Raw genomic sequence first — 25,580 nt, forward strand, 5'->3', positions numbered from 1 at the left:
TCGTACCTTAGCCCCTCTTACCCCACCCCATTCCACCCGCTATGCAAGTTGCTCCAGTAGCTCCCTATAAACCAAAGCATCACATCCGCATTGTGACGGCGGCGGCCCTGTTCGACGGCCACGACGCGGCCATCAACGTTATGCGCCGCATCATTCAGAGCAGCGGTGCCGAAGTCATTCACCTGGGCCACAACCGCTCCGTGCAGGAAATTGTGGACTGCGCCATTCAGGAAGATGCTCAGGCCATTGCCATTACCTCCTACCAAGGCGGCCACAACGAGTACTTCAAGTACATGCACGACCTGCTGAAGGAGCGCGGCGCGGGCCACGTGCGCATCTTCGGCGGCGGCGGCGGCGTGATTCTGCCCAGCGAAATTGCCGAGTTGCAAGCCTACGGAATTGAGCGCCTCTACTCGCCCGACGACGGCCGCGCTATGGGTTTGCAAGGCATGATTAATGACCTCTTGCAGCGCTGCGACTTCCCGACGGGCCAGAACCTGAACGGTGAGGTAAGCCACGTAAAAGAAAAAGACGCCCGCAGCATTGGTCGTCTGATTTCGGCCGCCGAAAACTTCCCCGAGGAGTTTGAGCGCGTGAAGAGTCAGCTCGTCGCCGAGTTTCAGCAGCAAGAAAAAGCCCCCCACAGCGGCAACGGCGCCACCCAGCAAGCTGGCAGCAGCGACACAGAAGTAGCAACGCGCACCGCTCCTATCCTTGGTATTACGGGTACGGGTGGTGCGGGTAAGTCGAGCTTGGTAGATGAGCTGGTGCGGCGCTTTCTGATGGACTTCCCCGAGAAGACGATTGCCATTATTTCCGTAGACCCCAGCAAGCGCAAAACCGGTGGGGCTCTGCTTGGCGACCGGATTCGGATGAACTCCATCAACTCGCCGCGGGTGTACATGCGCAGCCTAGCTACGCGCCAGAGCAACCTCGCCCTGAGCAAGTACGTGCAGGATGCCGTGGACGTGGTGCGCGCCGCCAACTACGACCTCATCATCCTCGAAACCAGCGGCATCGGCCAGTCCGACACCGAAATCATCGAGCACTCCGACGCCAGCCTCTATGTAATGACGCCGGAGTACGGCGCGGCCACCCAGCTTGAGAAGATCGACATGCTGGACTTCGCCGACGTTATTGCTCTCAACAAATTCGACAAGCGCGGCGCCCTCGACGCGCTGCGCGACGTGCGTAAGCAGTACCAGCGCAACCACGGCCTCTGGGACCAGCCCCTGGACTCGCTGCCCGTGTTTGGCACCATCGCTTCGCAGTTCAATGACCCCGGCATGAACCGCCTGTACCGGGCCGTGCTGAGCATGTTGGAGAAGAAAACGGGGGCCACATTTGCCTCCCAGCTCGCTACCACCACGGAGGATTCAGAGAAGATTTACATCATTCCGCCCCACCGCACGCGTTACTTATCTGAAATCGCTGAAACCAACCGCAACTATGATATTTGGGTACAGAAGCAAGCCGAAGTGGCCCAGCAGCTTTACGGCCTCGACCAAAGCCTCAACGCCGTTAGAAGCCTCCAGTCCGGCGGATCTCGTGCCGGCAGCGGGAGCAGCAGCAACGGAACCGACCCCGGATCACTCGTGGCCGGTTTGGAGAGCACATTCCAGGAAATCAAGCTCCGGCTCGATGGTCAGAACTGGAAAATCCTGGAGACCTGGCCGCAGAAGGTAGCCGCCTACAAGGCCCCCGAGTTCATCTTTAAGGTGCGCGACAAGGAAATTCGCATCCAGACGCACACCCAAAGCTTGTCGGGCCAGCAGATTCCGAAAGTGAGCATGCCTCGCTTCACGGCTTGGGGTGACTTGCTGCGCTGGCAGCTCCAGGAAAACGTGCCCGGCGAGTTTCCTTACACGGCCGGCGTGTTTCCGTTTAAGCGCGAGGGCGAAGACCCCACCCGTATGTTTGCGGGCGAAGGTGGCCCCGAGCGTACCAACCGGCGCTTCCACTACGTGAGCATGGGCCTTCCCGCCAAGCGCCTGAGCACGGCCTTCGACTCGGTGACGCTCTACGGCGAAGACCCCGACCACCGGCCCGATATCTACGGCAAAATCGGTAACGCCGGGGTGAGCATCTGCTGCCTCGACGACGCCAAGAAGCTGTACTCCGGCTTCAACCTGGCCAACCCCAGCACGTCGGTGTCCATGACCATCAATGGCCCGGCCGCTCATTTAGCCGCGTTCTTCATGAATGCCGCCATCGACCAGCAGTGCGAGCTTTATATAAAGGAGCACGGGCTGGAGCAGGAAGTTGAAGCCAAGATCAACCAGATTTATCAGGAGAAAGGCGTGGTACGCCCTAGCTACCAGGGCGAGTTGCCCGCCGGCAACGACGGCCTCGGCCTGATGCTGCTCGGCGTGACCGGCGACCAGGTTTTGCCCCCCGATGTGTACGCCACCATTAAAGCGCGCACCCTGAGCCAGGTGCGCGGCACCGTGCAGGCCGATATTCTGAAGGAAGACCAGGCCCAGAACACCTGCATCTTCAGCACCGAGTTTGCCCTGCGCCTCATGGGCGACGTGCAGGAGTACTTTATTAAGGAGAAGGTTCGCAACTTCTACTCGGTGAGTATTTCGGGCTACCACATTGCGGAGGCCGGCGCCAACCCCATCACCCAGTTGGCCCTGACCCTGAGCAACGGCTTCACCTTCGTGGAGTACTACGTGAGCCGCGGCATGGACGTGAACGACTTCGCGCCAAACCTGAGCTTCTTTTTCTCCAACGGCATCGACCCCGAGTACGCGGTTATTGGCCGCGTGGCGCGCCGCATTTGGGCCAAGGCCATGAAGCTGAAGTACAACGCCAACGCCCGGAGCCAGATGTTGAAGTACCACATCCAGACGTCGGGCCGCAGCCTGCACGCCCAGGAAATCGACTTCAACGATATCCGCACCACGTTGCAGGCCCTCTACGCCATTTACGACAACTGCAACTCCCTGCATACCAACGCTTACGATGAAGCCATCACCACGCCCACCGAGGAATCGGTGCGCCGGGCCATGGCTATTCAGCTCATCATCAACCGGGAGTTGGGCTTGGCCAAAAACGAGAACCCGCTGCAAGGCTCCTTCATCATTGAGGAGCTAACCGACCTGGTGGAAGAAGCGGTGCTGCTGGAGTTTGACCGCATCACGGAGCGCGGCGGCGTGCTGGGCGCCATGGAAACCATGTACCAGCGCGGCAAGATTCAGGAGGAAAGCCTGCACTACGAGATGCTCAAGCACACGGGCGAGTACCCCATCATCGGCGTGAACACTTTCCTCTCCTCCAAAGGCTCGCCCACGGTGCTGCCCGCCGAGGTTATCCGTGCTACGGAAGAGGAAAAGCAGTATCAAATAGCTATGCTCAACAACCTCCACGCCCGCAACGAAGGCACCACGGAGCAGCGCCTGAAGCAGCTACAACAAGTAGCCGTGCAGAATGGCAACCTGTTCGAGGAGCTAATGGAAACGGTGAAGTTCTGCTCGCTGGGGCAGATTACGAATGCCCTGTTTGAGGTTGGGGGGCAATATCGACGGAATATGTAAAAGATCGTAACGTTTTAGGTATACATTATAGGCTAATGCAACTATCGGACCCCCGGTTGCATTAGCCTATCATTATTTTAATGTTTCTATGAAAAGCTTTCGAAGATCAATTTTTTTCACAAAAGCTCCGTTGGGCGGCTATTACAGATATCAAGATATTTTTCAAGTTTTCCCAATGGATTTTGAAAGAACTCCTAAAAATAAATTACAAAGACATTTCCCTAATATATTAGAATATTGGATCGATGAAAATGATAAAGTCACTAAATTATTTGGTGATGACGATGAAGATTACGACGACAATGGATTAATGAATGAGTTAGCAACCTTGACTGCTACAACAATTACCAAGGAGGAGAAAATACTTTCTTTGCTGACCACTTTTACAAACAATATATTTTTTACCTATAAAGGAATTGATGGTTCTTGGGGTATGCCCACTGACAACACTATACCAAGAGAAGATCTAAATTCCGCATCATCTAAATGGTCTATGGGTATATTTTTTTATCCAGGCATGCCTGATGACTTAAAAATAAGCGGATTTACTGAGATAACTATTAACCCTATTCAAACAGTAGACTACCCTGATTACTATCTTGACCAGCCTCACTTAGACTCTGATTGGTACACAGATATACAGTTTCCATCTATACTTGATTACTTACTTGATTCCTATTTTAATTTAGAGGGAAATGCAGCTAATTCAGTTAATGCTGCTATTTCTTATACAGCATCTGCCGTTGAATTATTTAATACAAGAAAAACGCTTTCTTTATTATCCTCTTTTACGTCTTTAGAAACCATGGTCAATCTTGAATACGATGGAGTTGACCCATGTAGATGTCGAGAGTGTGGACAGCAAAGATTTAGTATATCCAAAAAATTTAGAGACTATCTATTAAAGTATATCGGCGACACGCAGTCAAATAAGAAAAAATTCAATAAATATTATGCCTTAAGATCTAAAATCGTACATACAGGCAAACAACTCCAAAGCGAATTATTATTTGCAGATGTTGAGCAAACAATCAGACATGAAGAATTAATTACTAGAACTGAAATTCTACAGCTCGGAAAGCTATCTATAATCAATTGGCTTTTAGAGAATTAATTTAAATAACTCACCCAACTAGCGCGAGCTTGTAGCTCGTGACTAGCTTTGAAGTGGAGTTTGAACCACTACTGCCGCAGCAGCAGCAAAGCCATTCAAGAAAATGAACAGGAAAGTCGACGTGAGTGGATGCTATGGATGTTTGAGCGGGCTGGGCAACGCAACGCGCACAACGAGCAATGTCAGTTCTGGCAGCAAGACAACCACACCATCGAGCTGCGCTCCAATCAACTTCAAGTGCAACGTCTTGGCTACTTGCACCGCAACCCAGTTGTAGCCGGTTTTGTGGACGTGCCGGAGGATTTTCTTTACAGCAGCGCCCGCAGTTATGCTGACCGGCCTGGCTTGCTAGATGTGCTGCTAATTGGTTAAAAAGCCCCCCAAACTCCACCCTCTCCCCTATGCCCCGAATTTTACCTGTCATTGTGCTGGCCCAGTTCTTATGCACTTCGCTTTGGTTTGCGGGCAATGCCATAGCGGCGGATTTGGCGGCCACCTTACAGCAGCCACCCACCTTTGTAGCCCATCTGACCAGCGCTGTCCAACTAGGGTTTATTTCCGGCACGCTGGTATTTGCTTTGCTAGCCATTGCCGACCGCTTCTCTCCGTCGCGGGTGTTCTTCTTCAGTGCCTTGGCGGCCGCGCTGTGCAACCTGGGCATTAACCTCCCTAGTGTGGAAGCGGGCAGTTTGCTCGCCTTCCGGTTTTTAACTGGCTTTTTCCTGGCGGGCATTTACCCGGTGGGGATGAAAATAGCCGCCGATTACGCGCAGACGGGCTTGGGCAAATGGTTGGGTTTTTTGGTGGGGGCGCTGGTGCTGGGCACGGCTTTCCCACATCTGCTGAAGAGTGTGACGGCGCAGCTGCCGTGGCAATACGTGGCGCTGGCTACCTCGGGCCTGGCGGTGCTCGGTGGCCTGGCTATGCTCCTGCTAGTACCCGACGGTCCGTACCGCCGCACCGGGCAACGCCTGCAACTCACCGCTTTTCTGAGCGGCTTTCGGTTGCCGCGCTTCCGTGCCGCCGCCTTCGGGTATTTTGGCCATATGTGGGAGCTGTACACCTTCTGGGCCTTTCTACCGCTGATGCTGACGACCTACAATAGCGTCCACCGCGGCGCCAACTTGCCGGTGTCGTTGCTGTCGTTTCTGCTGATTGGAGCGGGTGGCATGGCTTGCATGGGTAGCGGGCTACTCTCGCGTATAATTGCCCCCCACACCATAGCTACTACGGCGCTGGCTTTGTCGGGGCTGTGCTGCCTGGTGTCGCCGCTGGTGCTGCGCAGCCATTCGGGGGGCTTTTTTCTGAGCTTTCTATTCTGTTGGGGACTGGTGGTCGTGGCTGATTCGCCCATGTTCTCCAGCCTGGTGGCGCAAAACGCGCCCGACGCTTCCCGCGGCACCGCCCTGACCATCGTGAACTGTATAGGATTTGCCATCACCGTTGCCAGCATACAGTTTACAAACTGGCTCTCTGGTTTTGTAAATTCCTACGACCTCTATCTGATTCTTGCAGTTGGTCCGGCGCTGGGTTTGTTGGCGCAATTAGGTCGCCGGCCAGAGCCAGCTACTGCGTAGTAGTGAAAGGTAAGAGGTTGCCGGGCTCGCTAGTCTCGTCCCCCGAACGTCATGCAGAGCAACGCGAAGCATCTCGCGTGCTGACGAGAGGTTAGTAATCCTACATCAGCACGCGAGATGCTTCGCTCCGCTCTGCATGACCGCCTATTTTGTGGCAACAACACCACGCGAAATGATTCGTCGTTGGCTTGACGCGCAGAATATTCTAAATTACTCAACCTGAAATTTTAGGTTAGTTAAGTTTTTAATGTGGTGAGCCTTAAGGCCGATGGTGCTTCCGATGTGGTTTAAGTAACGACGAACTTAGTTTGTCGGAACGCACATCTAGGCGCTGGGTAAATTCGTACGTTCACCCTGATGCGCAATCCTTTAAATATTTCTATTTGGGAAATGAGTCTACTAACAGTGCTATTAGCGCTGGCTGCCTGTTCATCACCAGAACAGCAGCCTGGCGTATTAACTCAGGAAACAGATACGAGCGTGCGCTACATTCAGCGCCGCGTGGTATTGCCAGAAGTGCCGCAGCGAGGTCGCATTATCGACCGCAACGACTCAGTGTTGGTGGCTACGCGCACCCACTATCTGCTGAAGCTGCCGCGCCGCCCCCCGCTCGATACCCTAGCGCTTGGCCAACTACTTGGCTGGGGGCCAATTGCCACCCGCAAGCGCATTGCCGATGCCCTGCCTTATGAAGACATGCCAGCCGGCTACCCTGTTGAGCTCACCCTCACCGCGGGCGAAGCCAAACGGGTGCGCCGCCAGCGCAAGGACTGGCCCCAGCTGACCCTAACGGAGCGCCCCCAGCGTACCTACACCACCAGCGTGGGCGCCCACTTCCTGGGGTACAAAAGCGACGAAGCACAGGCCTTCTTTAAACAAGCCAAGCGCTACCGACGCGGCCGCTTTTATGAGCTGCGCAACGGCGGTATTGAAACCTACTACAACGGTCTGCTCAACGGCAACCGGGGCTACCTGCACCCCTTGGTCGATTCGCTGGGCCAAACGCACGGCAATTGGGCGCCTGATACAGCCTTTCAGCAAGGCCAGGACCTGCACCTGACCATTGATGTAAAACTGCAAGCCTACGCCGAACAACTGATGGGCCGCCGCAAAGGCTACCTAGTTGCCCTAGACCCGCGCACCGGCGAGATTCTGTGCTACGTGTCGGGCCCCGTGTACAAGCCGGCCACCATCACCGCCCCTGATCAGGCCCTGGTGCGCGCCAAGCTGCTGGAACACGAAAAAATGCCGTTGATCAACCGGCCGGCTACGCTGGCCAATCCGCCCGGCTCGGTATTCAAGCTGGTAAATGCTGCGGTGGCGTTGCAGCTGGGGGCCATTACCCCCACCACCGCTTTCCGCTGCGACCAGACCCTGCTCAGCTGCGTGCATCGCCACCCTCAGCCCAAAGACCTGACGATGGGTCTGCAATACAGCTGCAACCCGTATTTCTATCAGGTAATGCGGAATCTCATCAACTTCGTGCCCGATAGCCTGGGCCAGGATTCCGTGGCCGCCCGCCATGCCAATTTAGCCATGTGGCGCCGCTATGTTCGCTCGTTTGGGGTAGACTCGGTGATGGGCGTAGACTTGCCGCGCGAGGCACCCGGCTTTCTGCCCACTCCCGAGTATTACGACAAGGCCCGCGGCACCACTAAGTGGACATATCGCTCTATTTATTCCCTCAGCATCGGGCAGGGCGAAATCAACCTGACGGGGCTGCAAATGGCGAATATGGCGGCCATTATTGCCAACCAAGGCTGGTACTACACCCCCCACCTGGTGCGCAATGTGGGAGATAATGGGCCGCTGCCGCGCTTTACCGAAAAGCGCTACACTCTCATCGACAGCACTCACTTCGCCGCGCTGCTGCCGGGTATGGTGGCCGTGATGGAGCGCGGGGGCACCGCCGAAACTTCCAGTCTGGCCGATGTGGGCATTACGGTAGCCGGCAAAACCGGCACCATTGAAAATGATGGCGACGACGACCACGCCGCTTTCGTGGGCTTTGCCCCGGCCGAGAATCCGGAGATAGTTGTGGCGGTTTACCTCGAAAATGCGGGCTTCGGGGCCACGGCGGCCGCGCCCTACTCTGTTCTGGTAATGGAGAAATACCTGCGCGGCGAAATTGCCCCCCGCCGTAAAAAGTGGGAAGCACGCATTCAGCAACGGGCGCGGCGCGGTTATTAACCGGCCAGCCACGCCGGCAGAAGAGAAGAAGCTTCAGTAGTTCCACCTTCCCGACTATGGCTTCCGTTTTAGAGATAACGGACGCTTTCTGGTGTCAAAAAAGCCCCCCAGAACCATCCAGACCTTCCTGCGTTATTGTAGCCTGCGCCTCTGCGGAAGTGAAAAGTGACCTTCTACCCTATCTATAGTTATGATAACTACGTTGCGCCGTGGCGATGGCAGCACTTACCTCACGGTGCGGTATGACCAGGACGAAAACTGGATTCACGCGCACTGGTTTGGTCGTCAGACCCTGGGTACCGTGATGGACGGCGGCCTGACTTATCTGGACATGATGCGCCGCCAATCTTGCCCGAAGCTGCTCAACGACCACCGCGACTTGGTGGGCACGTTCCTGGAGGCCAACGACTGGATTCAGCAGGTCTGGACGCCACTGATTATGGCCGCCGGACTGCGCTCCATCGGGCAGATAGTGTCACCGGATGTGTTCGGGCAGCTATCCATCGAAGACCTTCAGCACCGCATCAGCGACCAGCTCGACATTTACCTTTTCGACGACCTAGACGCGGCCCAGAATTGGCTGCGGACACAGTAAGATTTGCCCCCCAGACTCACTGTGGTCGGCGTATTACAGTTGAAATTTGCCCCCCGGCGCTAGTGGAAGCACTAATCTAGTTGACTCACCGCTTCCTGCCCAACGACCACCACGGGTTCTAAACGGACCGCACCTTGCGGTCAGCAACACAATCGCCAGCCGCACCCGTTTTCGCGTTGATAGCTCCCAGAGCCAGCACTTCGGCTTGTTTCTGTGCAGCCTGGCCCCCGCTATTACCGTCAGTGCAAGGCAAATCAGGTGCTGTTACAGTATCAGCTGATTAGCGCAGTCGATTCGAATAATATCCATTGAATTTGCCCCCAAGGCATTCTGTGGGCAGTCTAAGTCAGGGGGCAACTACTTTTCCGCGTTGCTGTGCCATTGAATGGCAAAATAGCCGCAAGGTGCTTTTCCGGTATTGGTGAAGGCGTGAGGTACGTTGGCTTCCAGAAAAACGACATCGCCCGCCGCGGCCTTGTGCGCGTTCTTATCGATCAGAATCTCGCCCCTGCCTTGTGTCATCAGAATGATTTCCTCGGTGCGGTGCGTGTGCGGCGGATGGCTGGCAATTCCGGGCATGAGCATGGTAGCGTGCACTTCGAACCGCCTGAACATGCTCGATGGCCGGTCGAAGACGGGACGCGTTTCCTTCTTATCGGTTTTCACGACTGTAAACTGGCCCCAATCCTTCATAAAGGAGCCGCCGCCCGCCTGCGCCCGCTGACGGTCTACGCCGTCTTTCGACTTGTAGCGCAGCACATAATACGTGGTAGGCGCCCCCGACACATTGCGCAAACGTTGTTTGTCGCCGGCGCCAATCAGCATGACACCGCCGGGGCCGAGGATTTTGGTGGAGTCCTGAATGGTGGCGGCGAGGCTTCCCTCCTTCACTACTATTAATTCCTCTGCATCGGTGGCCGCCGGCTGAGCCTGATTTGCCTGTCCAGCTTTCAGGGTGAACGTGTACACCTCCAGTTGGGTCAAATCAAGGGTGCTGCCTTTTATAAACTGGACCCGCTCTCTGCCTTTTTCCGTGGGGCGGCTGATGCCTTTGTACACCGCGGATGGCAGATCGGCAGTTGGCGCGGCGCTGCCCACTAACAGAGCTCCTACAATAAGTAAAGCAGTTTTCATAGGTAGATAGTTGGCAGAAGGAGTTAAGATCGGATATCATTACTTACGCTTGACGGAAACGGTGGGCGGCTGGCTGAAATACTGCCAGCTGCTTTCCGCCTGCTCGTGGGTGTAGCGGCCGTTGAACACCAGCAGCCGGTAGCGCAGCGTGTAAGTTTGGCCGGGGCTTAGGAGCCAGTCTTTGTTTTTGGTGGGCGAATAGTTCACGAATACGTCGCCCTTGCCATTCTGCGTTTCGGGCCACACGCGCAGCGGCTCCGGGTGGTTGTAGTTGGTGGGCGCCGACATCATCACGGCCCCGGCGTAGTCGTTGTCCAGCTGGCCCTGCACCATGCACCAGCGGGCCGTGGAGCCGTCGGCGTCTTTGCGGGTTTTTCCCCCCGAGGTCAGGATTTCGCTGTTGTCCTTGTTCCACTTCTCGGTAGCCCGCCAGCCGAAGCCCCCATACCGATACGTGAGCAGCCGCACCGGGCTGGCGCTGGCACACGTGAGGTTGATGGTCACGTCGGCGATGTAGTAATCGGCATTGCCGGGCTGATATACCCGCACCGATTGCAACTCGTTCAAGGCTACTTTTTCTTTGCCGCCTTTCTTAAACGCCACGTGCTCCTGCTTTACCTGATACTCGCTGAACACGGGGCCATTGGTTTTGGAAACTACGCCAGCGAAGCGCACGGTGCCTTTGCGGTCTTTCAGGTTCCAGAAATCCACGGTATCGCCCTCGAATAGCACGTGCGTCCAGGGATTCCAGATGCCGTAGTGGTGGTAATGGTCGGGGGCCTGAATGCGGGTGAGCACCTGCCCGCGGGGCGACCATAGTGGATGAATAAAGCCGCTGCGTTTAAAAGCCGTATCGATGCCGGTGGGCGGGTACACCGTGCGGTAGTTGTATTGAAGCAGGTCTTTACCGTTGGCCTGCACCTGCAAAGTGCCGTTTTTATCAACGGTTTTGACGGTGGGGGGCGTTTTTACCTTAACCCCGAGCCTGAGCTCGTAGGTGCGCTTGGTGGTTTTAGTATCAGTATTTTCAACGTTCCAATGAAGAATACGCTCCTTGGTTTTCTCAATTTGGTAAAGCACCGAGATACGGGTATTCCCCCTCACTTCTACCAGGCTCAGGTTTGAATCTGAGAGGGAAGTGAGGCCAGCAAGATTTACCTGAACCGGGGCACTTTGCTGGTGGTTGGAGCGCGGTAGGGTTACTTCCAGCGTTGCCAAGCGCTGCGCAAATCCGCTGGTGCTGAGGCCAGTGTACACCAGTAGCAGCCAGAATTTCATCATCTTCATAGTGCTGAAGTTGGAGTAAGGATTGAGAAATCAGGCAAAAAAGCCCCCCAGACAACAAAGACCGGACGAGTTTAAGCCTGTTGACAATCGGGGACACAGTATACTAAACTTGCGGTAGTCGGGCGTTAGAAGCAACTTACCGGTGCCCCTCACCTTCTTATAGAAGCTTCGTATCTATCATTCATGAATAAGCTAAACTCAGGTATACAGGCATGAAATTCAGCTTTTGGTGTGGCATACTAGCCCTCGTGCTTGCCGGGCCTGCGCGGGCCCAATCGCTGGCGGGCGAGTGGCAGGGCGTTGAAACCGACCCCAGAGAAGAAGGCAACTGGCCAGCCGTGCTTCGCTTGCAGCAAAATAAAGACGCCAAGATATTTGGGGTACTGTATCAGGAAGTAGGCAACGAGCCGGCCATGACGGTGACGTTTGAAATGCAGGGCGCGCGTACGGAAGACGGGGTCAGCCTGACCCATACCCGAAAGCTGAGCGAAACGGGCCAGACGCCCTGGACTTACTGGTGCGACGGCTCCATCACGTTTACCTACGACCCGAATCAGGAAAAGCTGGTGGGCAATGCGACCTACCGCCCGGTAGGCGACTGCGACGTGGGGACATTTACCTTGTACCGCATCAAGCTAAAATCGTCGCCCACAGTGCCGGCCAATACGGAAAGCACCCTGCGCGTATCGGGCCAGGACGTGCGCTGGTACGCCGACCCTGATTTGAAACAGCGTGTAGCTACCGGCAATACGTATCGCACCAAGCTCAGTAAGACCACCACCTTCTACCTCACGCAGGGCTATTTTGCTACCAGTCAGAGCCCGGTGGTACCTATTACTATTACCGTAGGTGATACGGAAGCTCCCAAGCCAGTAGCCGTTGCCCCAGCTCCCGCCCCGCCTGATACGGTGCGCCCAGCGGCGCCCATTCTGGCTCCCTCGGTCAAGCCGATAGTATTGCCCACTGTGTTGTTCAGGCTGGGTACGCCCGAGCTGCTGCCAACCGCCATACCGGCCCTCGATCAGTTAGCCGCCGAGCTCAAGGCCCGCCCGACACTAAAGCTGCGCGTATCTGGCCACACCGACAAAATCGGGGAGCCCCAGAAAAACCAGGTACTATCGGTGCAGCGCGCCGAGGCTGTGAAATCTTACCTGGTGAAAGCCGGTATTGCTGCCGCACGCATAACCACAGCCGGCTTCGGCGATTCACGCCCGCTTTATAAGTCACCCGACGCCCGCAACCGGCGCGTGGAGGTGGAAGCAGTCAGATAAGTTTGGAAGTACCTCCTGAGTCTGTATGCTGAGGCTTGCATACGCTCATCTTATGGCCGTCCTGGGGCTCCAGGCAATGGCCGACACCGTCAATCTAGTTGCCCAGCGCATGCGCCTATTTAAACCGTTAACCTTCGCGACTTCTCTCCTACTGGCAAGTCAATCGACCACTTTCGCCCAGTCTGCCAACAGCTGGAACAGCAAGCAATGCGCCGTGGTACTAACTTATGACGATGCTATCGACGCCGACCTGGACAACGCTATTCCGGCGCTCGACTCGTTGAAGCTGCGGGGGACATTTTACCTGATTGGCTCCTCACCCGTGGTGGGCAAGCGGCTGAATGAGTGGCGACAAGCAGCCCAGCGCGGACATGAGCTTGGCAACCACGCGCTTATGCATCCCTGCGACGGCAGCCAGCCCGGCCGCAGCTTCGTAACGCCCGACAACGACCTGAGCAAGTACACCGTGAGCCGGGCGGTAAGCGAAGTGCGGACGATGAACACGCTGCTGATGGCCATCGACGGCAAAACCGCCCGCACGTTTGCCTACCCGTGCGGCGACCTGCACATCGGCGGCGTCAAATTCTACGACCAGCTCAAAAACGATTTCGTGGCCGCCCGGGGCGTTACCAGTGGTCTGCAAACAGCCGCGCAGGTAGACCTGACCAACATAGACAGCTATATGATCAATGGCCAATCGGGCGAATATTTGATTGACCTAGTAAAAAAAGCGCAGCAGTCGCGCACGGTACTGGTGTTTCTGTTCCACGGCGTGGGCGGCGGGCACAGTCTGAACGTAGATCTGAAAGCGCATCGCCAGCTGCTGCGCTACCTCAAGGCCAATGAAAAGAATATCTGGGTGGCCCCCATGGTGGAGGTAGCAGAGCAGATAAAGACCAGCCAGCAAGCCAAAGCAGCCAGCAAGCCGCGCGGATGACACAAGAGCTGATTTGATAACAAATTAGTTATGCTTGCATAACATATTTATAGCATTTACGTATTACCTTTGTACCCAACAAACTGATAGAGTACCACATACACCATTGACATGAAAAAAAGCACCGCCACCGTTTCGTCGCTTATATTGCTGGGGGGCCTTGGTTCCCTGAGCTATTTGGCCGCGCAGGTTCGGGAGTTTAACCTGTTTTTCGACCTGCGGGACGAAGAAGAGTGCTACTACTGCTAAGCTTCTCAGCCGCGTATTACGGCGACGTTTATTTGATTAGTTGAAACGGGTTCCGCTGCACAGCGGGACCCGTTTTGTTTGGCCCCATTCAAAAAGCATCTTTCAAAATCAGGGGTTTAGTAGCGAAGAATAAAAAAACCACATCCATTCGAGCTGGTTTTCGGTACTTCACTGTAGCAACGGCCTCCGCCGGGTCGTTCGTTTTCCCTTCCACCGCTGCGTTGGCATTTCATTTCACGTTGGAATCTGTGAAATCTGCTCAATCAGCATTATCTGTGATTTATGAACTTAGAAAGCCTCAAGGAGCAAATCAGCTACATCATTGGGCGCGATTTGGCCCGCAATTTTGCCCAGCAAGGTCTTGACCTCGACATTGAAGTGCTGGCCAGCAGCATGAAAGAAGGCCTGGCTGGACAACCCAGCCGCCTCACGCAGGACCAGATGCGCACTGCTATGGAGCAGCTGCAGAGCCAAATGCAAGACCAGGACGACCAACAAGGTGACGGCAACGGCACCGTAAACGACCCTAATGCCATGAACAACAAGCAAGCCGGCGAAGACTTCCTCGCCGAAAACAAGAACAAGCCCGGCGTAACCACCCTGCCCAGCGGCCTGCAATACGAAGTGCTGACGCAAGGCTCCGGCCCCAAGCCCTCGCTCACCAGCAACGTAACCACCCACTACCACGGCACGCTCACCAACGGCACTGTATTCGACAGCAGCTACCAGCGCGGCCAGCCTGCGTCATTCCCCGTGAACGGCGTAATTGCCGGCTGGACAGAAGCGCTCCAGCTCATGCCCGAAGGCTCGAAGTGGCGCCTCTACATCCCATCGGACTTAGCCTACGGCAAGCGTGGTGCCGGTCGCGACATCGGCCCCGACTCGGCGCTGATTTTCGATGTGGAGCTGCTGAAGGTGAATAAGTAAGCTTTGCTTCTGATCAAAATTGCCCCCCAGCTGCTTGTATTAGCCAGCTGGGGGGCAATTTTGCATTTCTTATTAACATGTATCAAAACGATGTAGAGACACATACTTGTGTCTGCTCGTTGTTTAGTTGAACATCTTGGCTGCGAATCGTTTAATGTTGTCGTTCAAGAAGGAGACACAAGTATGTGCCTCTACCATGTTCTAGCTAACGCAAACAGCTCCTTAGAAACATCTATATTTCCCACCATGCTTCCTTCTGAAGAACCTACGCTGCGCAGCGCTAACGGCCGCCTGGTATTGACGGCTGACGCGCTGGAAGTAGACGGACAGGGCTTTGCCCTGCTGGAACTGGATGCGGTGGAGCTTAAGCCTATTCGGTGGCTGCTATGGTTTTTGCTGGGCGGTATTACGCTGGCTGGCTTTGCATTAGCTTTTTTACAAAACTGGCTGCGCACCGTACCCGCCGCCCTGGGCCTCACGGCGGGAGCGTTGCTTTTGGCTTATGGTAGCCGAGGCACCAATCGGCTGCGCTTGTACCGGGCGGGGCGGGAGGCGCTGCACTTTGCGTTGGCCGGCGACCCGCTGCCCTGGCAGAAACTGGCGGCTGAGGCCAACCGTCGCATCCAGCGGCGCCACGAAGAAGCGGCGGCCGCGGCCGTGGCTGCCTGGGCCACGGATTTGCCCCCCACCGAATCCGACACAGGCTCCTGGCCAGAGCCACCTGCTCCCCCAGCTCATACACCGGATCCTACGAGTTGATTTGCCTTACCTTTGGGCGTTTTTGCCTGGCATTAACTTTTCCTCTTCCCCCTCACTTTCATGGACGCCACAAAATCGCACTCGCACACCGCCGTTTCTACCGGCGGGTTGCTTATCGCGCTTGGTATAATCTACGGCGACATTGGCACGTCGCCGCTTTATGTAATGAAGGCCATTGTGCCGGGTAATATTGATCCGCGCCTTGTGTACGGCGGCATTTCCTGCGTCTTCTGGACCCTGACCCTCCAAACCTCCATCAAGTATGTATTGCTCACCCTCAACGCCGACAACAACGGTGAGGGGGGCATTTTTTCGCTCTTCGCGCTGGTGCGGCGGCGGGCAGCCTGGCTTACCATACCCGCTATTATTGGCGGTGCTGCCCTACTCGCCGATGGCATTATTACGCCCCCTATCTCCGTCTCGTCGGCCATTGAAGGACTGGAAGCCGTGTACCCGGGTATCCCGACGGTACCCATCGTCATTGCGATTCTGGCGGCTTTGTTTTTAATGCAAAGCTTTGGTACTCAAATAGTAGGAAAAGCATTCGGGCCCATTATGCTGATCTGGTTCAGCATGCTGGCCACCCTGGGTATCGTCTGGATTTCGCAGCATCCTGGCATTCTGCGTGCGGCCAACCCTGCGTATGCCTACGATTTGTTGGTGCGCTTTCCCGGCGGATTCTGGCTGCTGGGGGCCGTTTTTCTGTGTACCACTGGTGCCGAAGCGCTGTATTCCGACCTTGGGCACTGCGGCAAAGGCAACATCCGCATCAGCTGGATTTTTGTAAAAGCCTGCCTATTACTCAATTACTTTGGGCAAGGCGCCTGGCTGATTGAGCATCAGGGCCAGCAGCTCAGTGGCCGCAACCCATTTTATGAGCTAATGCCCGAGTGGTTTTTGCTCATTGGTATTGGTATCGCTACGATGGCGGCCATCATTGCTTCTCAAGCTCTTATCACGGGTTCATTCACGCTGGTTGCCGAGGCTATTCGCCTGAATATGTGGCCCAAAGTGAAGCTTAACTATCCAACTGATCTAAAAGGCCAGCTTTATGTGCCCAGCATGAACCGGCTGTTGCTGCTGGGCTGCATTGGGGTCGTATTGTACTTCCGGCGGTCCGAAAACATGGAAGCGGCCTACGGGCTGGCCATCACGCTCACCATGCTCATGACCACCACACTGCTGGTGGTGTGGCTGCGCTCGCGCCGGGTGGCCATGCCTATCGTGGTGCTGTTTGCGGTAGTGTACGGCCTGATTGAAGGAGCCTTTCTGATTGCCAACCTCATCAAGTTTCCGCACGGCGGCTGGGTGTCGCTGGCTATCGGGCTGGCGCTGATTGGGGTGATGTACGTGTGGCTGCGGGCCTATTATATCAAGCGTCGCCTCACGGAGTTTGTGAAAATAGAGCCTTATATGCAGTCGTTGAAGGACCTCAGCGACGACGATTCAATTCCCAAATACTCGACGCACCTGGTGTTCATGACTTCGGCCGAGCGCGCTACCGAAATCGAGTCCAAAATCATTTACTCCATCTTTCAGAAGCGGCCCAAACGAGCTGATATCTACTGGTTTGTGCACGTAGACACCACCGACGAGCCGTATACCATGCAATACAAAGTGGTAGAGCTCGCGCCCGATGATGCCTTCCGCATCACGTTCCGCTTAGGGTTTCGGGTGGAGCAACGAATCAACCTTTATTTCCGCCAGGTGATTGAGGAATTGGTACGCAATAAGGAAGTGGACATTACGTCCCGCTACGAATCCTTGAGCAAGCAGCACGTGACCGGCGACTTCCGGTTTATTGTGCTGGAAAAGTACCTGTCAGTCGAGAATGATTTCCCGCTGATGGAGAAACTAGTGATGCAGACCTATTTCTATATCAAGCAGTTTATTGCTTCCGAAGAGAAGTATTTCGGGTTGGAAACCAGCTCCGTTAAAGTAGAGAAAGTACCTCTGGTTATAGCGCCCGTTCGCAAGGTAGAGCTAGAGCGCATCCGTTAACTATACGATTGAGTTGGTACTACTCAAGTAAACAACGACGAGACGCAAAATCTTGCGTCTCGTCGTTGTTTACTTGAGTAGTACCAAGCCTGGCGTCAATCGTTCAACGACGAGACGCAAAATCTTGCGTCTCTCCCTCGTTCTCACAGCTGTAACACAGGCAGCTTGCCTTACATTATTCGTAAGGCACAAAAAAGCCCCCCAGAGATTGTTTGGGGGGCTTTTTTGTGCCTTACGAATAATGTAATACTACTGGGCTGTGCGCAACCATTTGGCCAGCACTGCCTGCTGCTCCGCGCTCGGAGTTGGCAGCTTCTCCACGCGGTAGCGGCGACCAGTTGAGGCCAGAAGCGGGAAGGTAAGCTCCTTCATCTGGCCGTCGCGGGCTACCAGCAGCTTCACTTCGGTGCCAGCGGCTCGGCCGGTCAGGGCTTTGTTGGGGTCGTCGGAAAGACGGTTACCATCGAGGGCCAGGATTTCGTCGTTTACATTCAGGCCACCTTGCCAGGCGCTGCCATCGCGTAGCACGCTGGTCACGGTCAGTTTGCCCCCCGCGGTGCTCACATTGGCTCCCAGAGCGCCCGTGGTGGCCGCGGGCTCCGTGGCCAGCGTCAGGCCAGCGTAGCCGAGGGCCGTGGCGTAGTCGAGGGTTTGAGTATCGTACACACGAGTGCGGAAAAATTCATCGTACCGGCGACCGGCCACTTTCTCCACGGCGTCCTGAAACTCATCATCGGTGAAGCCGCGGCGCTGCTGCTCGTAGTAGCGCTGGTACAGATAGCGCATCACGTCGTCGAGGCTTTTCTGGCCCTTGGTTTCGTTGATGATCATCAGGTCAAGCACCGTGCAAATCAGCTCGCCTTTGTCGTAGTAGCTGATGGTGGAGTTGGCGGAGTTTTCGTTGGGGCGGTAGCCTTTAATCCAGGCATCAAAGCTCGATTCGCTGGCTGATTGGAGCTTATTGCCCGGCTGGTTTTCTACGCGCGTGATGCCGTTGCTCAGGCTCGCCAGATAGTCATTGGGAGTCACGAAGCCGGCCCGCTGCACGATGATGTCGCCGAAGTAGCTGGTGCCGCCTTCGCTCAGCCAGAGCATGCGCGTGTAGTTCTCGTGGTCGTAATCGAACGGTCCCAGCGCCACGGGCCGGATGCGCTTGACATTCCAGAGGTGAAAATATTCGTGGCCAACCAGCCCCAGAAAGCCTTTGTAGCCAGCATCGGTGCTATAGGCATTGCGCGAAACGGATAAGGTAGTCGAGAACAGGTGCTCCAGGCCACCGGTACCGCGCTCAATGTTGTGGATGATGAATACGTAGCGGTCCAGCGGGTTTTTGCCTACTACCCGATGTGCTTCCTCGCACACCCGCTTCATATCGGCCAGCAGTTTGGCCTCGTCGTAGCGCGCATTGCCAAACATGGCAATTGTATGGGGCGTGCCGTTGGCTTCAAACGACAATACTTTATGGGTCCCTATCTCGATGGGTGAGTCAGCCAGCTCGTCGTAGTTGCTGGAGCTAAAGATGAAGGGCGCACCGCCAGCCACTGGCTTCAGGCTGGTTGTCACCTGGTTCCAGCCAGGGGCGGGCTGCACGGTGATAGTGCTTGCCAGGGCCTTGCCTTCGGCCGGATACATGAACACGCTGGTGCCATTGAGGTAGCCGTGGGCGGCGTCCAGAAAGCTGGTGCGCACGCTCAACTCGTAGGCATACACGCGATAGCGAACGGTAAAGTCCTTGGTGCGCGGATGATACACGCGCCACGTGTTTTTATCGATTTTCTCAGCACGCAGCTTATTTGAGCCGGCCGTGGCCTCAAAGCCTTCCACGTGCTTGGCAAACTCGCGCACTAAGTAAGAGCCGGGCGCCCACACGGGCATTTTGACATCGGTGAACTGTTTACCAAAGCCACCCAGCGCCATTTCTACTTCATAAAAATGGGTTTGCGGAGCTGGCATAGCCAAGGTGTAGCGCAGCGTAGGCGCCGCCAGAACCGCGCTGAATTGACAAAAAAACAGTAGCAGTGCTGCGACCAGCACCAAACGAAAGCGAAAATGAGGCATGAAGTAAAGGGGTGTGAGTGAAGGAAGCAGTAGTTGGAGGGCTAGACTCAGGAATACCTCCAAGGTTGCAAAGTAACGCTGAAATTTGCCCCCCAGCTTACCCTTTAGCACACGGCCATGCTCAGCTCACCGGAACCCACACCCAACCTGCGCCGTTAAGGCGCACAGGAGGGCCGTTCACCCCACGGCTCGTCTTATCTACTATGCGCTACGTCTGGATCACCTTTATCGGCTTAGCTGTGCTGATGCTCAGCTTGTTGGTTTGGCAGCGCCAGCCTTCAGAAGCTCCTGTTGAGGCAGCTTCGGTTGCTGCGCCCACTTCGCCAGTTTCTCAAACTCGGGCCCGCGCCGCCGTGTGGGTCAGCAATAAGCCCGTGCCACGCGCCGATAGTGTGGTGCGCTTTGCCATGGAGCAGTTGGGCACTCCCTACGTGTATGCAGGCGCCACCCCTACCAGCGGCTTCGACTGCTCGGGCTTTGTGATGTACGTGTACGGCCGCTTTGGCATTGATGTGCCCCACTCTACAGCCATGCTCATCAATACCGGCCGCCCCATTCCGCGCAGTCAGGCGCGCCCCGGCGACCTGGTGATATTTACGGGCACCGCAGAGACCTCTACCGAGCCCGGCCACGCTGGCATTATCATCTCAAAGGCCGGCGAGCCCATCCGCTTCATTCACTCGTCCTCGGCCCGCCGCGAGTCGGGCGTGAAAATAAGCGCGGTGGATAATACTGGCTATGAGCGCCGCTTTATGGGCGTGCGCCGCGTGCTCGATGCTGAATAAACTATTTCTTATTCAATACAAAGCAAAAAAGCCCCCCAGACCAAGTCTGGGGGGCTTTTTTGTAAAAGGAACTCATCAACACAATGCACAGTATTGAACCATACTAAAAAAACGATGCCCAGCCGCCTGTGCAGAACCTATTGAAAGGCTGCTGGGCGAACCGGGCATCTAATCCTTCAAATCTTACCAAGCGACGAGTCTGGGGTTCAGCCCCGTCATCCTTTGTGTAAGACCTTGCCAGAATGCGGGAAAAAGCCCTGTTGGGGCATAATTCCGCGCGAAAGCTGTTGTTAAGCGCGTCCGGCGGTGAAGCAGACTACATTCGACAGGCTTGGCAGGATTTGGTTGGGACTACTAGACATTTTGTACCTCCTTTCTTTAGATCCAACATTCCTCATTCGCGTTTCCCAGCACCTTAGGGACCCTTGATAGAGGCCGTAGCACTCACTACTGATCGGTAAAGTTAAAAGGACCCCGGATGGTTCAAAATAAAAAACCCTTTTTTTAGCTCAGTGGCTAATATTTTTGGTCAGATAGCTGAGGATCAAGCAGTTTTTCATTGAATAAAATTCAGGCTTTGCACCTGGGGTAGCCGAAAACGGGGCTGGCCTCAAACTTGCAAAGCCCAGCATTAGCAGAACCTCTTGGGTGATTACCATAATTCAGGAGTTTTCTTCTATCTTTTCCCACAAATCCTACCCTTTACCTCATGAAAAAAACCTTGTTCCTCTGTCTAACCCTACTGTTGGGTTACTCTGGATTGGCTTCGGCCCAGTCACTTTCGCCCTTGGGCACGTGGACCAACTCTGAAAAGAAGGCCACGTTTGAAATCTATAAATGCAACGGCGACAAACTCTGCGGCAAAATTGTGTCGCTAACGGTACCCAACGATCCGGCCACGGGCAAGCCCAAAACCGACTCGATGAACCCCGATCCGAAGCTGCGCTCCAAGCCGCGTCTGGGCCTCGTGTTCATGCAGGGCTTCGAGTACGACGAAGGCAACAAGTGGGACGATGGCAAGATCTATGACCCCGAGACGGGCAAAACCTACTCTTGCTACATGAAGATGGAAAACGCCAACACCATGGAGGTGAAAGGCTACATCGGCTTCTCCATGATTGGCCGCTCCCAGACCTGGACCCGCGTAAAATAAACTGCACCTGCTCCTGGCACGTAAAAGCGACGCCCCCAACCGGGGCGTCGCTCTTTTTTGTACCTTAGAGCTTCCTGAACGTAGGTTTGACATGTGCGGCGGGTTCTTCTTCTCAACTTCTTTTTCTTGAAACACCTTTTCCTTACGCTGTTGCTGTGCCTAGCAACCATAGGGGGCGCAGCCGCCCAAACCCATTCCCCGCTGGGCGTGTGGAAGGATGATGCGGGCGAAACCCACGTCGAGATTTATCGGTGCGGCAACTCAAAGCAGCTGTGTGGGCGGCTGGTGTGGCTAAGCGAGCCGCTGGATTCGACGACTAATTTGCCCAAAACCGACCGTCGCAACCCCGAGCTAGAAAAGCGCAATCAGCCCCTGCTCAATCTTGTGGTCATACAAAATCTTAGCTATGACCCCGATGATGACCGCTGGGAAGACGGCCGGATTTATGACCCCATGAATGGGCGCACCTATTCCTGCTACCTCAGCATGGTCAGCAAAGACCGCATGGAGGTGAAGGGCTACATCGGCTTCTCCTTAATTGGGCGCTCTCATTATTGGTCGCGGGTGAAGCCGCAGGTCATGGGGGCTAAATAAGCGAGCAGCTTCCGCGGAGCCATACGGCCTTTAATACACCGCCTGAACCTGGTACGATTTGCCGCGGAAGGTGAAAGCGTCGCCGGGCCGGGCAGACGTCATAGCCTGATAAATGGGCGAAAAGGCGGAAATAACGCAATATGGCTGCCCCTCGACTTTGATTTCGCCTAGGCTCAGCGCGATAAAGAAGGTCTGGCTATCGGTGACTACGACGGAGCCCAGGCTGGGCTTATCCGTGGAAGGACGCACATCCGAAACGCGCTGTAGCACTTGTAAGCCCGTAAGGGCTTCATCCAGCTGACGAGCGAACAGGTCGCGCTGAATATGGCAGGCTTCCCGAAACGACTCAAACTTATCTTCGATTGCGCCCTGGGTTTCGTGGGCGCTTTCTTCTACCAGCAGCATGGCTTTGCGGGCTGTATCCGCTTTTTGCTGTTGGGCCCGCCGGCATTCGGCCAATAGCTGCTGACGCAGCGCAGTGCGTTGTTTGGCAGTCATTTGCATAGAATAGCTTAGAGATAAAGAGGTAAAAGATGCCTGTTTTGAGCTGTGCGTTGCACCGCGCCGAGAAAACTATTTCAGACGGGTAATGTTGCTCCCTATAATCCCTCGCTATCGCTCTTGTTTACTTTTTTAAAACAGCTTTTAAGTCAACGCTCGGCTCCCAACCGGACCGACTGGCAGCCGGCCGTGCGCACGCCGGCTCAGGTGAAACGGCACGAGCAGTGGCTCGCCGACCGCGTTTACCTGAACTGGGCTGGTCCGTACTTTAAAGCGTATCACTTTCGTAAAGCCGGAGTAGGCAGCAGCCAGGGTCTGCGGGTGCAGCTGATCACTGACTGCGGCCGACAGGGGGCCATTTTCTTCTTCGACCCCAGCATCGGGCCGGGTAACTTCCGCCATTTCTTCGACTTCACCTGCGAACGGGTGCTGGAGCTCGGCTACAACCTCTCGACCTCCGACCAACGCAAGTTGGTGCACCCCAGCTACACCGAAACGATTGACAAGCATTTTCTGAAGCCTCAGCCTAAAGACTGCTCGGAAACCGGCCGGTGCAACCAGCGCTACGGCAGCATTACCATCGATCTGATCAGTATTAATGAGCAGCCGGGGTTCATCCGGTTTTTTGCCAATCCCTACCACGACGACATTTTCACCCCGGCGCACTCCTTCGATGAGCTGATAGCGGCCGTCTACCAGCTGCCCCCCGCCGATGAGCAGGTGCAAGCCCGCATTGCGGAATACGCCCGTGAATAGGCAACAAAAAAGCCCCCCAGCGTGTGCCTGGGGGGCTTTTTTGTTGCCTGTTCGATGTTTATAGTTATTCGCGTACAAAGCGCAGCCGCTTCTGCTCGCCGGTAATAGTGCTCGTTAGCAACAAATGGTATAGCCCGCTGGCTAACGGGAGCGTATTCAGCTGACTAGCGGCCGGGCTCAACTGTTGGCGCAGCACCCGTCGGCCCACGGCATCTAGTACCACGGCTTCCACCGGCTCCGGCAGATCGGCCAGCGCCAGAAAATCGCGGCAGGGATTCGGATAAGCGCTGACGCTGGCCAGCATGCGGCCCGCGCTGCCAATGTCGACCAAAGCAGTATTGCGTGAAATCGGGCCGGTGGCATTCAGCACCCATTGATCCGGGTCAAGCTCGATACCGGTAACGATGCCCGCGACGGGTACGCTATAGGCGGAAACCAACTTGCTATGCCGCAGCCGCACCACCTGGCTATTGCCCGTGTCGAAGGTGATTTTGTAGTCCAGCTCAGTTTCAAAAAAGGGCGTCACGGTGGGCATGGAGGCAGCTTCGGTGGTTTGCAGCAGCAAATTGCCCCCCACCTGATTCCAGCGAACGCTGAATATCGGATAGCCCTCACCGGCGTACCATTGCTCAAAAAAGCCCCCCAGCGAGCGGCCGGCCTCCGCCTCAAACACGCGCTGCAGATCGGTGGTGCGGGCGGTGCGGCCAGCGTAGGTCGTCTGAAACGTGCGCAGGGCCCGAAAGAACTTGACGTCGTCGTGGAGCAGGTAGCGGAGCATGTGCACCACCGCGGCCCCTTTCTTGTAGCTCAGGCGCTGATCGAAAATGCGGCCGACGCTGGTGGTATCGGGTACGCGCACGCTGCCGCCGGGCGTATCCGTGCGGTTGCCCGTTATCCGGTCTATCCGAAACTGCACCTGCTCATGGGCCTGATCGAGCCATAGTCGAGCGGCTTCGGGCGTGGCAAGGGCCTGCAACGACAGGTATTCGCCGTAGGAAGCAAAGCCCTCGTTCAGCCAGATATCTTCCCAGGAAGCGCAGGTGACATTATTGCCAAACCACTGGTGAAACAGCTCGTGGGCAGTGAGCGTGAAGTTGAAGCCGTCTTGGGTGGTCATGGTTTGGTGCTCCATGCCCCCGCCGATGGGCGCCATACTATGGCCGTATTTTTCACTGGCAAATGGATACGGCCCCACCAAAGCCGAGAAGTTCTCCATAAAAGCAGGCGTCCGGTCTATTTCCGTTTTGTTATCGCTGAGCGCCGTCTGATTGTAAACGTAATTGACGATAGGCACCCGCACGCCGCCAGGCAGATTGGCAAAGTTCACATACTCCAGATACGGCCCTACGGCCACCGAAACGAGGTAATAGGCAATAGGATGGCGCGATTTCCACTCGTAGCGGCTGCGGTTATCGGGCAGCGGCACCACGCGCGTCAGCACGCCGTTGGAGCCCACTTTATTCGGATTTTTGGTGGTAATCCAGACGTCGGTGGAGTCGGCTTTGTCGGTGAGTACCTGCTTGCAGGGCCACCACTCGTATGCGTGAAAAGGCTCGCTCAGGCTCCAGGTCACGTTCACATCGTAGCGGGGCACATAGCGCGTGTCGAGGGCATTGCCGATGGCGGCTGAGCTGCCGTTGGGAGCCGTGCCGTGGTAATAAATAACCGCGTCGAACAACGAATTAGCCGCCACTGCCTGCGGCAGTGTCACGCTCACATCGCCGGCCTCGCGGCGCGGCGCGGGGGTGCGGCGCCCGTTCACCAGCACCGAGTCGAGCAGCAGCGCCGGGTGCAGCTCGAAGGCCAGCACATCTAAAATTTGCCCCCCAGAGCGCGCCCGCAGCCGCACGGAGCCGGCCACGGCGCGGGTGTTGTTCTCCAGAGCCAGGTCCAGCTTGTAGTACTTCACGTCGTAACGGTCCATGAGGCGACGGTGGGCCGGCGTGGTCAACTCTTGCCTGACGCTGGTACGCAAGCGCGTTTCGGCGCACCCACGGGCCGCCGAGCCATGCAGGTCGGCTGCTACCGGGCGGTAAGCAGGGCGTTGCGCCGAGGCTTTATGGCCCATTACCAGCAGGCAAACCCAGAAAAGCAGAAAGCGCGTCATGGAGGAAAAGTGAGGGCAAATGGCGCCTGAAGTTTACGCCCTTTTC

General features: G+C 55.9%; 21 protein-coding genes. 16 read left to right on the forward strand and 5 right to left on the reverse strand.

The window, feature by feature from the left end:
* The first annotated feature begins 41 nt into the window (after window positions 1–41).
* The 6 genes from IEW06_RS08285 to IEW06_RS08310 all read left to right on the forward strand — a co-directional run bounded on the left by IEW06_RS08285 (window position 42) and on the right by IEW06_RS08310 (window position 9,015).
* A complete protein-coding gene (locus IEW06_RS08285) occupies window positions 42–3,539 on the forward strand; it encodes a methylmalonyl-CoA mutase family protein (protein WP_187732116.1) in 3,498 nt (1,165 codons plus the stop codon).
* A gap of 88 nt (window positions 3,540–3,627) precedes the next feature.
* The gene (locus IEW06_RS08290; protein WP_187732117.1) at window positions 3,628–4,653 is read left to right on the forward strand and encodes a HEPN domain-containing protein; all 1,026 of its coding nucleotides are present in this window, start codon (window positions 3,628–3,630) and stop codon (window positions 4,651–4,653) included.
* A 48-nt stretch (window positions 4,654–4,701) separates the two neighbouring features.
* Entirely contained in the window at window positions 4,702–5,025 is a 324-nt protein-coding gene (locus IEW06_RS08295) for a transposase (protein WP_187732118.1), read from the forward strand.
* 29 nt (window positions 5,026–5,054) lie between these two features.
* Window positions 5,055–6,230 carry an MFS transporter gene (locus IEW06_RS08300; protein WP_188548024.1) on the forward strand — a complete coding sequence of 392 codons (1,176 nt, stop codon included), beginning with the start codon at window positions 5,055–5,057 and terminating at the stop codon, window positions 6,228–6,230.
* Between the two features lie 390 nt (window positions 6,231–6,620).
* Window positions 6,621–8,420: a peptidoglycan D,D-transpeptidase FtsI family protein gene (locus IEW06_RS08305; protein ID WP_188548026.1), complete on the forward strand. Its 1,800-nt coding sequence runs from the start codon at window positions 6,621–6,623 to the stop codon at window positions 8,418–8,420.
* Between the two features lie 190 nt (window positions 8,421–8,610).
* Window positions 8,611–9,015 (forward strand): hypothetical protein, encoded by a 405-nt coding sequence (locus IEW06_RS08310; protein ID WP_187732122.1) that lies wholly within the window; start codon window positions 8,611–8,613, stop codon window positions 9,013–9,015.
* A 357-nt stretch (window positions 9,016–9,372) separates the two neighbouring features.
* On the opposite strand, the gene IEW06_RS08315 is transcribed toward IEW06_RS08310, so the two are convergent.
* Together IEW06_RS08315 and IEW06_RS08320 are read right to left on the reverse strand one after the other, a co-directional pair.
* Window positions 9,373–10,149 carry a cupin domain-containing protein gene (locus tag IEW06_RS08315; protein ID WP_187732123.1) on the reverse strand — a complete coding sequence of 259 codons (777 nt, stop codon included), beginning with the start codon at window positions 10,147–10,149 and terminating at the stop codon, window positions 9,373–9,375.
* 39 nt (window positions 10,150–10,188) lie between these two features.
* Window positions 10,189–11,430, reverse strand: coding sequence for a DUF6807 domain-containing protein (locus tag IEW06_RS08320; RefSeq protein ID WP_223284550.1), 1,242 nt, complete (start codon window positions 11,428–11,430; stop codon window positions 10,189–10,191).
* A gap of 218 nt (window positions 11,431–11,648) precedes the next feature.
* On the opposite strand from IEW06_RS08320, the gene IEW06_RS08325 reads away from it, so the two are divergent.
* The 6 genes from IEW06_RS08325 (at window position 11,649) to IEW06_RS08350 (ending at window position 17,580) form a co-directional block, all read left to right on the forward strand.
* On the forward strand, window positions 11,649–12,707 hold the full coding sequence (locus tag IEW06_RS08325) for an OmpA family protein (RefSeq protein ID WP_187732124.1): 1,059 nt from the start codon (window positions 11,649–11,651) through the stop codon (window positions 12,705–12,707).
* Between the two features lie 25 nt (window positions 12,708–12,732).
* Window positions 12,733–13,644, forward strand: a complete 912-nt coding sequence (locus IEW06_RS08330; protein ID WP_223284551.1) for a polysaccharide deacetylase family protein — start codon at window positions 12,733–12,735, stop codon at window positions 13,642–13,644.
* A gap of 111 nt (window positions 13,645–13,755) precedes the next feature.
* A complete protein-coding gene (locus tag IEW06_RS08335) occupies window positions 13,756–13,893 on the forward strand; it encodes a hypothetical protein (RefSeq protein ID WP_187732125.1) in 138 nt (45 codons plus the stop codon).
* A gap of 282 nt (window positions 13,894–14,175) precedes the next feature.
* On the forward strand, window positions 14,176–14,820 hold the full coding sequence (gene bamJ, locus IEW06_RS08340; protein ID WP_187732126.1) for a BamJ family beta-barrel-assembly machinery protein: 645 nt from the start codon (window positions 14,176–14,178) through the stop codon (window positions 14,818–14,820).
* 246 nt (window positions 14,821–15,066) lie between these two features.
* Window positions 15,067–15,579, forward strand: a complete 513-nt coding sequence (locus IEW06_RS08345) for a hypothetical protein (protein WP_187732127.1) — start codon at window positions 15,067–15,069, stop codon at window positions 15,577–15,579.
* A 60-nt stretch (window positions 15,580–15,639) separates the two neighbouring features.
* Entirely contained in the window at window positions 15,640–17,580 is a 1,941-nt protein-coding gene (locus tag IEW06_RS08350) for a KUP/HAK/KT family potassium transporter (protein WP_188548028.1), read from the forward strand.
* Window positions 17,581–17,829: 249 nt separating this feature from the next.
* On the opposite strand, the gene IEW06_RS08355 is transcribed toward IEW06_RS08350, so the two are convergent.
* Window positions 17,830–19,638 carry a M61 family metallopeptidase gene (locus IEW06_RS08355; RefSeq protein WP_223284552.1) on the reverse strand — a complete coding sequence of 603 codons (1,809 nt, stop codon included), beginning with the start codon at window positions 19,636–19,638 and terminating at the stop codon, window positions 17,830–17,832.
* A gap of 203 nt (window positions 19,639–19,841) precedes the next feature.
* Here IEW06_RS08355 and IEW06_RS08360 point away from each other — a divergent pair, with 203 nt between their 5' ends.
* The 3 genes from IEW06_RS08360 (at window position 19,842) to IEW06_RS08370 (ending at window position 22,170) form a co-directional block, all read left to right on the forward strand.
* A complete protein-coding gene (locus IEW06_RS08360; protein WP_187732128.1) occupies window positions 19,842–20,423 on the forward strand; it encodes a C40 family peptidase in 582 nt (193 codons plus the stop codon).
* A 709-nt stretch (window positions 20,424–21,132) separates the two neighbouring features.
* Window positions 21,133–21,576, forward strand: a complete 444-nt coding sequence (locus IEW06_RS08365; protein WP_187732129.1) for a DUF2147 domain-containing protein — start codon at window positions 21,133–21,135, stop codon at window positions 21,574–21,576.
* Between the two features lie 126 nt (window positions 21,577–21,702).
* Complete coding sequence (locus IEW06_RS08370; RefSeq protein ID WP_188548030.1) at window positions 21,703–22,170, forward strand: DUF2147 domain-containing protein; 468 nt, start codon at window positions 21,703–21,705, stop codon at window positions 22,168–22,170.
* Window positions 22,171–22,200: 30 nt separating this feature from the next.
* On the opposite strand, the gene IEW06_RS08375 is transcribed toward IEW06_RS08370, so the two are convergent.
* A complete protein-coding gene (locus tag IEW06_RS08375) occupies window positions 22,201–22,668 on the reverse strand; it encodes a hypothetical protein (RefSeq protein WP_187732131.1) in 468 nt (155 codons plus the stop codon).
* Window positions 22,669–22,791: 123 nt separating this feature from the next.
* Between IEW06_RS08375 and IEW06_RS08380 the strand changes: the two genes are divergently transcribed.
* Window positions 22,792–23,427 (forward strand): hypothetical protein, encoded by a 636-nt coding sequence (locus IEW06_RS08380; RefSeq protein WP_188548033.1) that lies wholly within the window; start codon window positions 22,792–22,794, stop codon window positions 23,425–23,427.
* Between the two features lie 64 nt (window positions 23,428–23,491).
* On the opposite strand, the gene IEW06_RS08385 is transcribed toward IEW06_RS08380, so the two are convergent.
* Window positions 23,492–25,534, reverse strand: a complete 2,043-nt coding sequence (locus IEW06_RS08385; protein ID WP_188548036.1) for a M1 family metallopeptidase — start codon at window positions 25,532–25,534, stop codon at window positions 23,492–23,494.
* Window positions 25,535–25,580 lie beyond the last annotated feature (46 nt).

It is taken from the genome of Hymenobacter qilianensis (assembly GCF_014638675.1).
Classification (GTDB): domain Bacteria; phylum Bacteroidota; class Bacteroidia; order Cytophagales; family Hymenobacteraceae; genus Hymenobacter; species Hymenobacter qilianensis.

Bases quoted from the DNA above. Each gene is read 5' to 3' on its own strand.
- IEW06_RS08285 (WP_187732116.1), top strand. From the start codon at position 42: ATGCAAGTTGCTCCAGTAGCTCCCTATAAACCAAAGCATCACATCCGC.
- IEW06_RS08290 (WP_187732117.1), top strand. From the start codon at position 3,628: ATGAAAAGCTTTCGAAGATCAATTTTTTTCACAAAAGCTCCGTTGGGC.
- IEW06_RS08300 (WP_188548024.1), top strand. From the start codon at position 5,055: ATGCCCCGAATTTTACCTGTCATTGTGCTGGCCCAGTTCTTATGCACT.
- IEW06_RS08305 (WP_188548026.1), top strand. From the start codon at position 6,621: ATGAGTCTACTAACAGTGCTATTAGCGCTGGCTGCCTGTTCATCACCA.
- IEW06_RS08310 (WP_187732122.1), top strand. From the start codon at position 8,611: ATGATAACTACGTTGCGCCGTGGCGATGGCAGCACTTACCTCACGGTG.
- IEW06_RS08315 (WP_187732123.1), bottom strand. From the start codon at position 10,149: ATGAAAACTGCTTTACTTATTGTAGGAGCTCTGTTAGTGGGCAGCGCC.
- IEW06_RS08320 (WP_223284550.1), bottom strand. From the start codon at position 11,430: ATGATGAAATTCTGGCTGCTACTGGTGTACACTGGCCTCAGCACCAGC.
- IEW06_RS08325 (WP_187732124.1), top strand. From the start codon at position 11,649: ATGAAATTCAGCTTTTGGTGTGGCATACTAGCCCTCGTGCTTGCCGGG.
- IEW06_RS08330 (WP_223284551.1), top strand. From the start codon at position 12,733: ATGCTGAGGCTTGCATACGCTCATCTTATGGCCGTCCTGGGGCTCCAG.
- IEW06_RS08335 (WP_187732125.1), top strand. From the start codon at position 13,756: ATGAAAAAAAGCACCGCCACCGTTTCGTCGCTTATATTGCTGGGGGGC.
- bamJ (WP_187732126.1), top strand. From the start codon at position 14,176: ATGAACTTAGAAAGCCTCAAGGAGCAAATCAGCTACATCATTGGGCGC.
- IEW06_RS08345 (WP_187732127.1), top strand. From the start codon at position 15,067: ATGCTTCCTTCTGAAGAACCTACGCTGCGCAGCGCTAACGGCCGCCTG.
- IEW06_RS08350 (WP_188548028.1), top strand. From the start codon at position 15,640: ATGGACGCCACAAAATCGCACTCGCACACCGCCGTTTCTACCGGCGGG.
- IEW06_RS08355 (WP_223284552.1), bottom strand. From the start codon at position 19,638: ATGCCTCATTTTCGCTTTCGTTTGGTGCTGGTCGCAGCACTGCTACTG.
- IEW06_RS08360 (WP_187732128.1), top strand. From the start codon at position 19,842: ATGCGCTACGTCTGGATCACCTTTATCGGCTTAGCTGTGCTGATGCTC.
- IEW06_RS08365 (WP_187732129.1), top strand. From the start codon at position 21,133: ATGAAAAAAACCTTGTTCCTCTGTCTAACCCTACTGTTGGGTTACTCT.
- IEW06_RS08375 (WP_187732131.1), bottom strand. From the start codon at position 22,668: ATGACTGCCAAACAACGCACTGCGCTGCGTCAGCAGCTATTGGCCGAA.
- IEW06_RS08385 (WP_188548036.1), bottom strand. From the start codon at position 25,534: ATGACGCGCTTTCTGCTTTTCTGGGTTTGCCTGCTGGTAATGGGCCAT.